16 protein-coding genes are annotated in these 12,481 nt (G+C 58.4%); 5 read left to right on the top strand and 11 right to left on the bottom strand.

Annotated features, from left to right (window positions below; genetic code table 11):
* Positions 1 to 502: 502 nt before the first annotated feature.
* Together NLM32_RS34645 and NLM32_RS34640 are read right to left on the bottom strand one after the other, a co-directional pair.
* Positions 503 to 1,141: a hypothetical protein gene (locus NLM32_RS34645; protein WP_254133196.1), complete on the bottom strand. Its 639-nt coding sequence runs from the start codon at positions 1,139 to 1,141 to the stop codon at positions 503 to 505.
* Between the two features lie 38 nt (positions 1,142 to 1,179).
* On the bottom strand, positions 1,180 to 1,662 hold the full coding sequence (locus NLM32_RS34640) for a hypothetical protein (protein WP_254133195.1): 483 nt from the start codon (positions 1,660 to 1,662) through the stop codon (positions 1,180 to 1,182).
* A 378-nt stretch (positions 1,663 to 2,040) separates the two neighbouring features.
* Between NLM32_RS34640 and NLM32_RS34635 the strand changes: the two genes are divergently transcribed.
* On the top strand, positions 2,041 to 2,241 hold the full coding sequence (locus NLM32_RS34635) for a hypothetical protein (protein ID WP_254133194.1): 201 nt from the start codon (positions 2,041 to 2,043) through the stop codon (positions 2,239 to 2,241).
* A 177-nt stretch (positions 2,242 to 2,418) separates the two neighbouring features.
* Here NLM32_RS34635 and NLM32_RS34630 read toward each other — a convergent pair whose 3' ends face one another.
* Both NLM32_RS34630 and NLM32_RS34625 read right to left on the bottom strand, forming a co-directional pair.
* Complete coding sequence (locus NLM32_RS34630) at positions 2,419 to 3,099, bottom strand: hypothetical protein (protein ID WP_254133193.1); 681 nt, start codon at positions 3,097 to 3,099, stop codon at positions 2,419 to 2,421.
* 432 nt (positions 3,100 to 3,531) lie between these two features.
* Positions 3,532 to 4,593, bottom strand: a complete 1,062-nt coding sequence (locus NLM32_RS34625) for a hypothetical protein (RefSeq protein WP_254133192.1) — start codon at positions 4,591 to 4,593, stop codon at positions 3,532 to 3,534.
* A 226-nt stretch (positions 4,594 to 4,819) separates the two neighbouring features.
* Between NLM32_RS34625 and NLM32_RS34620 the strand changes: the two genes are divergently transcribed.
* The 3 genes from NLM32_RS34620 to NLM32_RS34610 all read left to right on the top strand — a co-directional run bounded on the left by NLM32_RS34620 (position 4,820) and on the right by NLM32_RS34610 (position 7,192).
* Positions 4,820 to 5,512, top strand: coding sequence for a helix-turn-helix transcriptional regulator (locus tag NLM32_RS34620; protein ID WP_254133191.1), 693 nt, complete (start codon positions 4,820 to 4,822; stop codon positions 5,510 to 5,512).
* A gap of 255 nt (positions 5,513 to 5,767) precedes the next feature.
* Entirely contained in the window at positions 5,768 to 6,265 is a 498-nt protein-coding gene (locus NLM32_RS34615; RefSeq protein ID WP_254133190.1) for a hypothetical protein, read from the top strand.
* Positions 6,266 to 6,424: 159 nt separating this feature from the next.
* Positions 6,425 to 7,192, top strand: a complete 768-nt coding sequence (locus tag NLM32_RS34610) for a hypothetical protein (protein WP_254133189.1) — start codon at positions 6,425 to 6,427, stop codon at positions 7,190 to 7,192.
* Between the two features lie 5 nt (positions 7,193 to 7,197).
* Here the strand turns inward: NLM32_RS34610 and NLM32_RS34605 are convergent, their stop codons facing one another.
* Genes NLM32_RS34605 through NLM32_RS34585 form a run of 5 tightly spaced genes read right to left on the bottom strand, consistent with a single transcriptional unit; the run spans position 7,198 to position 10,625 of the window.
* Positions 7,198 to 8,100 (bottom strand): hypothetical protein, encoded by a 903-nt coding sequence (locus NLM32_RS34605; protein ID WP_254133188.1) that lies wholly within the window; start codon positions 8,098 to 8,100, stop codon positions 7,198 to 7,200.
* Entirely contained in the window at positions 8,090 to 8,449 is a 360-nt protein-coding gene (locus NLM32_RS34600; RefSeq protein WP_254133187.1) for a DUF6527 family protein, read from the bottom strand. The genes NLM32_RS34605 and NLM32_RS34600 overlap by 11 nt, the downstream gene beginning before the upstream one ends.
* Positions 8,446 to 9,828, bottom strand: a complete 1,383-nt coding sequence (locus NLM32_RS34595; protein WP_254133186.1) for a ThiF family adenylyltransferase — start codon at positions 9,826 to 9,828, stop codon at positions 8,446 to 8,448. The genes NLM32_RS34600 and NLM32_RS34595 overlap by 4 nt, the downstream gene beginning before the upstream one ends.
* Positions 9,825 to 10,211, bottom strand: coding sequence for an E2/UBC family protein (locus tag NLM32_RS34590; protein ID WP_254133185.1), 387 nt, complete (start codon positions 10,209 to 10,211; stop codon positions 9,825 to 9,827). Before NLM32_RS34590 ends, NLM32_RS34595 begins: the two co-directional genes overlap by 4 nt.
* Positions 10,212 to 10,223: 12 nt before the next feature.
* Entirely contained in the window at positions 10,224 to 10,625 is a 402-nt protein-coding gene (locus tag NLM32_RS34585) for a multiubiquitin domain-containing protein (RefSeq protein WP_254133184.1), read from the bottom strand.
* A gap of 41 nt (positions 10,626 to 10,666) precedes the next feature.
* Between NLM32_RS34585 and NLM32_RS34580 the strand changes: the two genes are divergently transcribed.
* Complete coding sequence (locus tag NLM32_RS34580; RefSeq protein ID WP_254133183.1) at positions 10,667 to 10,930, top strand: DUF6290 family protein; 264 nt, start codon at positions 10,667 to 10,669, stop codon at positions 10,928 to 10,930.
* A 1-nt stretch (position 10,931) separates the two neighbouring features.
* Here NLM32_RS34580 and NLM32_RS34575 read toward each other — a convergent pair whose 3' ends face one another.
* Positions 10,932 to 11,507, bottom strand: coding sequence for a Fic family protein (locus tag NLM32_RS34575; RefSeq protein ID WP_254133182.1), 576 nt, complete (start codon positions 11,505 to 11,507; stop codon positions 10,932 to 10,934).
* A gap of 5 nt (positions 11,508 to 11,512) precedes the next feature.
* Positions 11,513 to 11,719: a hypothetical protein gene (locus NLM32_RS34570; protein ID WP_254133181.1), complete on the bottom strand. Its 207-nt coding sequence runs from the start codon at positions 11,717 to 11,719 to the stop codon at positions 11,513 to 11,515.
* Positions 11,720 to 12,481 lie beyond the last annotated feature (762 nt).

Below are 12,481 nucleotides of genomic sequence, written 5' to 3'. Positions count from 1 at the left end.
TCCTGACGAGCTTAAAGTCCTGACGAACAATCACGCCAAATGCGTCATTAGGCGGAGACGTCGAGTGAAGCGATAGGTTTGCGCATAAGCGCCCGTTATTGACCCTAATCGAGGGCGAGCGGAGTAGGCTGCTTAGAAAACCACGTGCGACGTGAACTGATAAGATTTTGAGAGAAAGCTTATCAGTTCAACGCGGAAGCCCCCCACTTAAACGCCGCATGGCCCTAACCTGTGTCGAGCTGTCGTTGCGGTTGCATTAGTCGTGGCAGGAGATTGTTGGCGGTTGAGATCGATGCCGTTGCTTCGCGGTGCTACCGGAAACGCCACGACGGACCGTATCGTGAGCGGCAGCAATTAATGCGGTTGCAGATGTTTCATCTGGAGCGGTGCGGATAAGCGGCACGCTGGCGCTCAATAACACTGGCAGCGAGCCTTGCGACGCGGCGCACTACTACACATTCCGCGCTAACCCCGTCACGCAGCCGCTCGAAATGTGCCGGCCCTAGACGTAGCGACGAGCCATTCGCTCGATGCTCTCTCGCATTTTGCCTCGTCGCATATGGCCGCTTCGCGTGGTCTGCGGCGCAAAGAGCGCCCTGCCGTATCGTTGACCGGCCTCTAGCCCCCAGAAGTTTGCGGCTCTCATGCACACTACCATCCGTTCGCCCCGTTCTGCCTGGGGAAACAGGACCGACTGCGCCCAGTCAAGCATGGCCCTGCTGGAGGGGAGTGCGGCGAGGACATGATGATCGGTAAACGTTCGGGAGTGATACGCCCCGATATTGGCGATGGCGACCTTGTCGTTGATGACGCTCGGTTCACCCAGCCAGGCGAGCCGTTCTTTGCGCCACCTCGCAGCCTCAGGGTGTTGATCGGTGAATCCGAGCCTGCCGGTCCGCTGCTTGACGTACCGCTCCTGTCCTTCTTTCGATCTCGCGAGCCGCACATCGGTCTCAGCGAAGCCCGGCGACAGGTAAAGCAGCACGATAGGCGCGGTCCGCAGCTTGCCGCCGAAATTGCACGGCAGGCAACGTAGATCGAAGCCGTGCGAGTCATTAAGGCGAGCAAAGACTGGTCGATCGAGCGGGTGGATTGTCTCGGCCTTACTGATCATGGACCAGAACTTGAAGATGTCAGTCATCCACGCGAGGCTCCAAAATCGGCCGCAAGCTGAGCTGTCTAGGCTACCGAGGCGCCTGGCGCAGGTCTGGCTTCCTTGGGTTCGTTTTCCGCCTCGGGCTTACGGTCGTAAGTGCAGTAGAGCCACGGCAAGACGGACTCCAGGCTGCTCGCCCGGGCGTGCGGGAATAGCTTGTCCAGCTCAGGCTTGATGATCTTAAGGCCCGGCTCGGGTGCAAATGCCCAGGGGACGAGCGGCCAATCCGGCGCAACTCCGGTGTCTTCTCTGAGCGTCTTGTTAATGGTTTGCCAGTGGGTGTGCCAGCTGTTGAGCCGTTGCAGCAGAGCGCGAGGCTGCTTCGCGTAAGTGACCTCGCAGAGGTATACGGCTCGTTCCTTCAAATTGATGGCAAGCACGTCAACATACCAATGCGGCTTCTCGTGCGGGCTGGTTTCGTTGCCCCGCAACCAGAACTCCGGGTTCACAAAACACGAGCGGTCTGCTCGCAGATATTCCAGCACTACCCCTTGAAAATAATCCATTTGATGACCCTCCCCAGCTTGGACGGCATAGTCGCAAAACTCGAAACGATTGCAACAGGCTGCCTATAATTGCCGGCGCGAGAGGAGCATGGACTCGCCGCGATTGCTGGCGTCGAGCCGCTAAGCACAATTTGCCACGCTCGCAATGTCGTGAATTGCGGCATTCTTACCGGCCCATTCTAATAACAGTGGTGCTGGTTCAGGCGCTCTTTAGAGCGGCCGCCGAGCCGGTGAAGGTGCCAGGCGGCAACTTCCCGGCCAACCTTTCAAGGTCCCCAGCCCGATCGCGGACTAGCGGTGATCGGGATGCATTGGGACCAGGGCACCTATCCCTTCGCACTCGCCATTTGACCGGGTTAGCCGAAGGAGTTGAAGACGATGTCTAAATTACAAGTAGGTCGCATCTATGCCCGGGTTTTCCTGGTTGCGGCGTCATTCAAAGGACGCTTCACGACCGAGGAATTCGTGGCCAGATTCTCTACCCGCTTCCCTGTCAGTTGGCGTTATCTGGTGCGTAGGTACGCGCCGGGCGGCAAGGGGCTGGCCATCGGTATAGTGCAGCTTCGCGTCTTGCGATGATGTTGCTGCAACTGGCTCATCGCGGACAGATCAGGCGGCACAAATACGTGGCGGCTTCAGCCTCGTGGGGGAGCCCCGTGGTGAGGACCTGGCAAAGCTAACGGCCTGTTGCTGTCAATACGTCGCCAACGGCCAACAATTCCGTTGGCGGCGCGGTCTTTGACATGGCGGTCGCCCTTACGACCACGTGCCGGCGCGAGCGGCGGACCGTAAGAGTGCCACCTCCACCACCTCAGGCGTCGTGTTGCGTTTCGCGGCTAGTGCCGCTGCTTCTTCAATGTAGCTGCTGTAGCTCAGGACGCCCTTAGCATGAGAGCCGGAAGTCCCCAGGAGCGATCGCGTCTTTGGAAAGACGCGGTCCCAGCCCTTCGATGGATCGGTAATGGCCTTGATGACATTGGCGTCGTAGATCAATGCAGGCCCTTCCTGCAAAACTAGCCGTGCGAAGTACGCCATCTTGGTTGTCGTCGCGAAGCCCAGACCTGGCACGAGGTTGTTCAACTGCACCACGGCCGTGGTCGCCGACTGAGGAGCAGCCTTAAATCCGTCCAGCGCGTCAGCGAATTGCTTCGACAGCTCGATGGCTTTGGCGAACGCGAGCCATTTCCCGCCTGGCATCGAGCCGCGTGGAAATCCCCAGACGATCGCACCGATCACGCCCCACTCAGGTTTGGTGTCGGCCATCTCAAAGACATGCTGTCTGGAGAGCTTGGCGCCATTCGATCGGCACTTTTCGAGCACAGCAACCAGGTCGGACGGGTCGGCAAGATGCGCTTTGTGTTTGCCCCATACCGCTGGGTTGTGCTCGGAGCCAAAGCCCAACACGTCCTCGCTGGTCGGAAAGTCAAATTCGTCCATTGATGCCTCTTGATCAATGCCATCGGAGCGCCGGGAAGTTGCCGTCATTAGTGCACGCGGGCATTTCCTCTCGCAATACGCGGCAAGAGTGCTGGCCCTCCGCTCCTCAGATTTCGATGGTTTGCAAGAAAAGGCCCCGCGTGCGGAGCCTTCTATATCGCTATGCGGCCTCAAGGCCGTACACCTTCCGCGGATCTTTAGGCGTCATCGGTGCAGCTCGAGTCACCGGCGCAGGCGCCGTGTTGCACGTTTGCGTTTCGACGGACCCTGATAGGAGCAGCAACAAGCTGGCAATGCGCAAATAGAGAAACATACACAAGCTTAGGACGACAGCCGGCCAGTGTCGTCGAACCTGCTCAACTTCTCTGCACCGATACGCTAATGAAGCATCAGCCTGACGAAGGTTCCGGCTCGCAACAATCGCATTTTTGATCAACCGCTGCGTTCATCAGCGTTCAGAAACTCATGGCGGTCATAGTCCCACTGATCAAAGTTCACGCCGCTGAATGTTAAGCAGCTAGATGCTCGTGCTTCGAGCGGGTTGGCGCCTGACTGCATACGGTTCAACAAGACCTTGTGAATGATGGGTTTCTGATCGTCCCACCAACCCATGCTCACGCACGTGTTTTCAAGGTATTCGAACGCCGTTTGGATCGACAGGGCGCTGTATTGTGAGGAGTTTTGGGCGATGAACGAATCGGCGAGCTGCCGACCCATCTTGGGCTGCCCTTTCGGCCAGAGCATGATGACGGCGGCGTGGTCCTTCGCCGCAAGAATGTTGAAGCAAACAATGTCAGCGATGGTCTCAAGATCGTAGATGAGCTGTAGAGGCTTTGCGTTGTAGTCATATTGAGGAAGAAAGCTCCCAACAGTCATGACCGAGGGGAGCTTCTTAAAATGAACGACAAGTGCGCTGACCTGGTCGTACTTTTGTCCGAACAGATTCGTGGCGCATGCGTCGAACGCCGTGCCGATATCTCGAACGCCGGCCAACGTGCCGATAGCCTGAGCTTTGAGAAACTCTATTGCTTCTTTGTCTTTTGGCTTCTTTGATTGCTGCTGTTCGATTTGATGCAGCGTCGACTGATAGCTGCTCACCTTCCGATAAAGTTCCGACGCCAGCGTTCGATACTGAAGCAGTGTCAGCTGATGGCCATCAAAGACAAGCTCATCATCTTCGATGTGAGCGAAAATCTTCTTGTCATGCGTGGCGCAGAAGCAGTTCAAGACCGAGAAATTCCGGATGCCGTATTTCTTCATCGTGAATTGCCCATCCGAGCGGGCAAGGTCTGCGAGAGTGGCGCCAATGGCATACACATGGCCGTCAGACGCGATTTTAGCGAGTTGACTGTACGGAATGGTATGCGCGGCGATGATCTTCCCTTCGCAGGCCTCCGACGAGTGAGGCTTTGCCAGGCACGTCTTCGTCTCGAAGATGCCCTTCATGACCTCGGCAGTGGTCCAGTATTCGTTTGGCATCTTTTGTTCGGCCATCAGCCCAGCTCCCGTCTTCAGGCCGCCCTCCGACCGAGCGTCCCGTTCGCCCTCAAAATAAGCGGCAACTTAAGATGGTCAACCGGAGCGCGCCGCTACAAAAGATATTTCAATGACTTAAACGATGGCGGGGCGGGCCTGGGTGATTGTTGTCGGCTACTGTCGGCATTCTGCCGTGTTCGACCCTGGCGAGCCAGGCCTATGATCTGAGTCAAAGGAGAACGAAATGAACATCACCTTGCTTGCCCCTAAAATGCTCGGCTTTTGGGCCCGTTGCGTCCGGGACGCTCAGCACCTTTCCCAGGATGCGCTAGCCGCGAACGCCTCCGTCAACATTCGGACGGTGCAGCGATTTGAATCCGGACAGCCCATCAACGTGATGTCACGCCGCGCGATCGCCAAGGCGCTCGGCTACGACGATCCGGATATCTTTGATGACCCTAAATTCATCGAGAGCGTCCTGAGCTTCTTCGATAACCTCAAGGACCTGAAACAGAAGCAGCTTGATGACCAGCACCCTGACCAGATCCGGGTCAAGGCAAACGCCATCGCTTCCGGAGAAGAGGCCGTGGGATTCGCGGATACCGTCAATGCGGCGTCGTTCACGATCGACGCCGACCTCAGTGAAGAAGCCAAGGAGCTCGCGGCTGCATTCTGGGACTATCTCCGGGATCTGATGGACGTTGACGATATCGCGATGTCTTGCCGCCTGGCGCTCGCGAAGGACGTAGGCGAGATGTTGAACGATCTTCGCAGCAAAGGGGCGTCGGTCTACAGTGCCATACGCGACCACCAGCTTCGTAATGACACCCGGAAGGACCAGTCTTCTTGGCCGGTCAAGGTCGGTTTTCTGGCGGTCGTCCCAGCGGACCGGCATCTCGAAGTCTTGTACGTCCCTAAGCGCACGCGCTTCGCTTAAGGCGAGCCGCTGAGCCTGAGCTTAAAGAGCCTACTTAGCCTTTCGGGTATCTCAGGTTATTGTGGTGTGGGCGGGGATCATCAGATGTGGTGCGACGAGCTAGCAGGAAAGTCTTGGGTCAGCCTCTGGTCCGGCTACATGTTGTGTGGAGGCGATTGTCCGGGTATTCGCAGGCACGAAGGTCCGTGCCCCGCCTGCGGTGCGGCCCCGGTTCATTTTTCATCGACGATAACAACCAGGGATGGTCGAAAGACGTTGACTTTCACCGCCCCCGGCGCCGAGGGGCGCTACGAGGACTACATCTACCTTCAGATGCTTCAGCGTGAGTGGGAGCGACCGGTGGTCGAATTCCAAGCGTTTGCACACGCCACCCAGGGCCCATCTGCGCAAGCTGCCCTCGTACTGCTGTTCTGGGGGTACTTTGAGACCCGGATCGAGAGACTTCACCGCTCGGCGATGCGGAAGCTTCCACAGCGCGTTCTAGAGGACCAGCTGAAGCGCTATTCCGGAATCGGAACCCGTTTGTTCGATCTGTACAGGATATTCTTCGGTACGACCTATTTCGATGATCTCCGCGACCAAGGTTTTGCGGCAGTTTCCGATCTGTTGATCGATATTCACAAGCGCCGGAACGAATTCAGTCACGGGAACCCGCAGGCGATTAACGACGCGACCGTGAAGGCCCTGGTCGAAAATCTCAAAGCCGAGCACGAGGCTTGGATCGCGATATACAACAGGCGGGTAAAGCCCTGAACGACCATGGGTGAAGCCAGGCGAAGAAGAGAAGCCGTTTTGAATGGCCCCTGCCCATGCGGCTCAACCAAGCCTGGGCGAGGCTGCTGCTTCAATGGCAAAGATTGGCACAAGCCGTCCACTGTCCTTGGCCTCGGAGCGCTTCCTTCGGCGTCAATCGTGGCCAAATGCTATATGCGCGACCTGGGTTCGTGCGTTGCCCCGATCTCGGGCGAGCACATCATCTCGGAGTCGGTTATCCGGGTTTTGATGGGCGATGGCGAGTTCTCTGTCGGCGGCCTTCCATGGCTGGCGCCGGATGAGGAGAAGATCCTCGCGCCTAACAGTTTGCGAACGAATTGCCTTTGCACCAAACATAACAGCGCGCTTCATCCACTCGATGATGCCGCCAAGTATTTCTTCTCTTCACTAAAGTCGTACCTGGAGGAAGATGCGGGATCGAGGCACGCCCTCATCTCCGGGCACGACCTTGAAAGATGGTTGCTCAAGATCGCCAAAGCGGCGGCAGTTTCTAAGAATCTCGCCAGGGGCAGGGCACCGCTATCAGGCGCGTTCTCGCGCGATGCCGCACTGCTGGACATGCTCGACGACCCTCGTCATTGGCCGGACGGCGCAGGGCTTTACTGCACCATGAACACTGGCGATCGAACTCTCAACAACACGCGCTTTCAACTACAACCCCTGACCAATGCCCAGGAGGATATCGAGGCGCTGGCGCTCAACATTTTAGGGCTGGGTTTCGTATTGCTGCTGGAGCCTCTGGATGAGTACAAGTATCCGTTTTTGCGCGGGGCGCGGTATCGGCCAGGAAGGATCGTTGTTTCGTATCCAGCCTCGACGAACTGGCTGACAATGAGTTGGGAAGACGGTAGGGCGCACGCGCCCCTGACCATGCAATTCGTGCAGCCGATGCCCGCCAGGCCGTAGAGCGATCACACAATTTGGGACGCGTACGCGGATTCGTAGATTTTCTTGCCGTTTTCCGTCTGGAGGCGAAGCGAGCAGTAAAGCTCCCAATAGCGGCTCCAGCGCTCGTCATCTGGCGGCAAATACTCGATGGGTAGCCCGAGCTGCTTGGCGTCGGCATAGTCGATGGGCTGGCCGTGGGTTTTCCACTTGCTCGAGCTCATCAATACTTGGGAAATCGTCGAACTTGGTGCGCCGCGCCGTTTCAACATGTCTTCGGCGAAGGTTCTGACGCGGTCGCGGATACCTTGAAATTTCTTCACCGTCCTTGCTTCGAAGCCGTCGAGCATGAGCAGCGCGATCTGGTCTTGAGGATCGCGGCGCAACGCACCGCAGTGTTCCTCATAAGCTTCCAGGTAACCCGTCACGGAATACATCAGTTCGTTGCCGCGAGCGTCCCGAAGGAGGAATTGGGGATCAATCATACCAAGCTCCGAGGCATTGCTCATGATGATCTTGCTGGCAGCGAGCGCCATCAGGGTGCCCGCGCTCTTGGCCAGGTCCGGCACGATCACCCGGAATTCCCGTGTCCCGGTCTTGGCCAGAATGAGCTTCACGAGCTTTTCGCAGGCATCGACATCACCGCCGTAGGTGTTGAGCAGGAGGTCGATCGGCGAGTTCTCGGGAATATTGTGGAGCATTTCCACAAAGCCGATCACGTCGTTTCGGTCGATCTCGGCTTCCAAGCCGCTCACATAGCAGAGAAGGTGGGTTTTCTCGGTGCGGTTGATCTGCTTGATGAGTTCCTGCCGCTGATAGCGGCCAGCATTCATGGCCGCGTACATAGGCGTTTTCGTGAGCGGACGCTCAGCTTTCAGAGGCGCAGCCTCAGATACTGAAGCCGCTGGCTCCTGACCCTTATCGCTCACTGAACGTATCCCCCGACCAGTCGATTTTGCCGTTTCTTACGAAGTAATGACATCGGCGCCGGCCGTCATAATAATTCACGCTCGGAGAAAGCGAAAGTGGGCCATCAACCTTAGATAAGGACCACCAAGGACTGCGCGCGCGATCGAGGTTGAGCATGATGCGGTGGCCACTCTTGCAGGGACAATCGAAAGCAACCCACTTCGGTCGTGCCATGGTCCCCACCACGACCGCAGCATTTTTCGGCAGCTTTTCGGGAATTTCGTCGGCGGATTCGACAAGGCCGACGCATTGCAGCGGCTGGCGCGGCAGCCAGTCCAGCCAAACCCATTGCCACCAACGTATCTTCATTCGCCAGGCCACGCTTGTTCAAGGAAGGGAGTGCCATCGCCCTTGCCGATCTTATGGCTAGCCGGGTCGCAGTAGTGACCTGGCCTGGGCTTGGCGTTGTTGGTTGAGATTTCCCTCTCGTGCCAGCGAAAGAGCACCTCCGTCGGCCTGGGACTTGGCCCGAAGCCGATCAGGCGCTCCAGGAGCTCATTGATAGCGGCCGAAGCGATACCTGAGGTAAAGGTCACCACGGCCGGCTCAATGCCGCCCAGGACAGGCGCGTATCCCTCATTCTCAAGCCGTATCCGCTCCTCTGGCGTTCGCAGCTCCGTTTGCGCGCGAGCAAGGTCGATCCGGTCGCGGCAGACCAAGCAGGCACCACCGGGCGTCAGTGTCGTTACGCGGCCGTTGATGCTTGCGAGCGCACCGTCACCGCCGAGCAGCACGCCGAGGTCAATGACGGGAGTAGCTAGGAACGTCGAGAGCCGGGAAAGAACGAGCCGGCCGGCGTTGTCGTCGGTGCATCCGAACACGACATCGCAGGAGGTCAGTTCGCGCGCAGTCTTCTCCAATGTAACCATCGCTGTGACAGTATGGCACTCCAGATCCGGCGCGATCGCCGTCAGATGGTTTCGCAGTACTTCAGTCTTGTGCTTTCCGACCGCTGCCGGCGTCGAGCCGTAGACTCGCGTGACATTGCTCTCAGTTAGAGTGTCCGCGTCGATCAAAGTCAGATGACGAACGCCGAGACGCACGAGTTGCTCTGCAACCGCCGAACCAGTGCCGCCGCATCCGACGATTCCAATCCGCAGCTCGCCGAGCGTCTGCTGGACGTCGCGTCCGAACGCGCGGACGCTTCGGTCGAAGATTGCTGGAATTTGCGGTGCTGTTGAGTTGAACGCGTTGGTCAGCTGCCATTTGTCGCCGACGCGCCACAACCGGTCGACAGGGGTCTTGCCGCCATCGCCGAAGTTTACCTCGCCGGTGAAGGTAATGCCGTCATCACGAGGTGTCGCAATGAGCGTGACGTACAGCTCAGAACCCGATCGCAGACGGAACAGGTCAGCGATATCCTGGTCGACCTTACGGTCAGCAGGGCTCGGGGTCGGATGACTGCCTACCCCGGGATGGGTGTGAAACCAGATCGGGATCGCGCCCGATTGCTCAGCTTCCGCGAGGGCAGGGACATAGCCATGCGAAGCAATGGAGAGGTGATCGCCTTCTCGCGCGAGATAGGCGTCTTGCGGTACCCACCGCATCGCACGGCCAAGGAGCCGGATATCGCCGTTCGGCGCCCGGACGATCCCCGCGAGCAACACCCCTGCGGTCTCGACCGGCAGCCGTGCGGTTTGCTCGATTTCTTGGAAGATCGGCTCGGTGAGAACCAGTGTCGTAATCATGTTCCTCCCGGTGCTGCTTTCAGCAGCTCGTTACGGATCAGGGCGAAGTAGCTTTGAAGCGAGTCGATGCCGGAGCGCCATTGGCCTGGCTGGAAGTGCCGTGACCAACGCTGCCATTGGCGCCCGAGATGGCCCTCGCGGGCCTCGGTTGCCGGAATGACCACGCCGTCGGTGCGGCACACCGGCGGGTCGAACCACCACATGTCGGGCGGCACGTCGGGATAGCCGGGAGCCAAGCGGATAAGCAGGTCGCTGGCCTCCCGGTCGAATCCCTTCGGGAGCGGGTACGAAGGAACAAGCACGCAGATGACGCCGCCTTCGGTCGTGACCTGATGGCCTGGGGCCTTGGCGTTCAGATATTCAGTGTCGTGTGAAGGCAGCACGGCGATCGTTCCTTAGATCAGGCCCGGATTGATCTGCGCGGGCGCCGTGAAAAAGCGCAGGCCGTCGCGCATCTTCACTTTCTGGGTGTCCGCGATCTTTTCGTCGGAGCCGCCCGGCACGACCTCGAACAGGTCTCGGTCAGAACCGATGGGCGGATTGGGTAGGGCCCGCAGTTGGGCGCCCGTGAGAAAGTGCTCAGTCACCTTGAACTCGGTGCGGTCGATCTTGATCTCGTAGGGGTGCTGCCGCTCCTCGAATTCCTTCAGTTCTTCCAGCTCTTGCCGCTCGAATTCTTCCAGCGCCTTCAACTGGCGCTCCTCGAACTCCCGCAGCTCTTGCAATTGTCGCTCTTTGAACGCCGCCAGCTGCTTTTCGCGATCAGTCGGGGCGCCAGGTTCGTGGTGTTCAGTCATCGTGGTACCTCCTTAATTTGATACCAAGATACCACGACACCATGTCACTTGACAAGCCCGGTGTTAAGGTGCAGATTTCCCGCATGAAAACCACAAAAGCGATGACCATCCGCCTGTCGGACGAGCAGGCCGAAGCGCTCGAAACCGTTGCTTCGGTCGAGCAGCGCGCCGTTTCGGACGTGATTCGTGCGGCGATCAGCGAGCACATTGAGAACCGGCGCAAAGACCCGGCCTTCCAGGAAGACCTGAAGGCCCGGCTAGCCCGTGCCCGCAAGCTTCTGGCCCGGCAGGCCGGCGGCGACTAAGTCACAGCAATTTCCGCAATTCGTGCTTGAGCGGCCCATTGTCGCCGAGGAAGCTCGCGATCATCGCTGGCATGAAGGTGTCGCGCTCGATGCGCGTCAAAACGAGCGGGTGGCCGGCCCGCTGCGCGACCAGGTACATCAGAGACAATTGGGAACGCCCATTGCCTTCGCGAAACGGGTGGATGGCGTTGAGCTCGGCGAGGAAGTCGGTGGCCGCTTCCAGAAAGTCCTCGACGCCTACGCCGGGTTTGAAGGCCGCACTTGCCAACTTCTCGAACAGGTCATCCATGCTGGATACGATGTGTTCGGGATAGCAAAACATGTTCCCGCCCTTAGCCGTGCGGACTTTACGGTACTTCCCTGCCCAGCTGTAAACGTCCTGGAAAAGGTGGTGGTGGATACGTTTGTAATGCGCAGGCGTGAACCTCCCGGCCGGGAGAGGCTCTTCAGACCGCAGGGTCGACATTTCGAGTTCAAACGCTTCCAGCGTCGCGCCGTCTGTGAGGCGGGCGCGATTCTTGAGGACTGACGTGCCTTTGTAGCAATACGGGTCGTCAAAGACGTCGTAGCCGGTCAAGGCCGTTAGCGACCCTTGGGCTTGACGTAGGCCCGCAAAACCTCAGCCCTTTTTTGGGCGGGTGTCAGGTCTTTCTCGCGAAGAGTCGACAAGCGTTCTCGCGAGGCACGACCAAGCTTCAGGCCTTCTACGGCTGAAATTGCCGCAAACGTCTTGCCGCCCAAAACACGGGAATACGAGTTGATGCTGGAGCCTTTGCGCTTGTCGGTCATGACAAAACCATACCACGGATTCTAGGGGGTGGCGAACTCGAACTTTCATATACATTGCGAGGTGTTATCGCCGTCTTAGCGCGACACATATGTGGTCGAAGGCGCTGAAAGCCAGGGAGACGCGATGCCAAGGAATAAGCTCCGCTTAGAACTCATCCCAGGGCCGCTTTGGGGACAGAATCTCCGTTCCAATGTAGTCGGCCTCGGGCCCGGTCGGTGGTTAAAGCTCAGTCTTGCAACTCGGTCCGCGCTCGGACGATGTACGATCTGTGGCGGGACCGACCGCTTACAAGGCCACGAAAATTGGAAGTACGTCGAGAAGCCTCGCAGTGGGATTACCACTCTGGTCGGTGTCGACGCGATCTGCACCATTTGCCATTCGATTGAGCATCGGGACGTACCCAGCAGCTCCTGGCGATCGGCGCTATGTCACCGGCCGACGAGCGGCGGCTCATTCGTCACTTCATGAGGGGCAACACATGCAGCCGAGCTACGTTTGAGCGCCACATCGTCCGGTCCTTCAGAGTCTGGCGATTGCGAAGCAAGAAGAAATGGAAGATCGATTGGGGTAGATTCGAGCCAATGATTGTCGAAGCGAAGGCGGCGCGAGATCTCTACCGTCGTCGCCGCAAGGCCGCTGCCGAACGCCGCGCCGACCAAACAATCAGGACCAGCGAACGGTCTGCGCGTGTGGGAGGCTTTGTCGATATTGCGGACTAGGGAGATCTCGTGCCGCCAACATAAGATTGAACAACATGTTTG

Source organism: Bradyrhizobium sp. CCGUVB14 (genome assembly GCF_024199935.1).
Lineage (GTDB): Bacteria > Pseudomonadota > Alphaproteobacteria > Rhizobiales > Xanthobacteraceae > Bradyrhizobium.
Note: the sequence above shows the minus strand (reverse complement) of the source record. Positions and strands in the feature narration are given on the sequence as shown.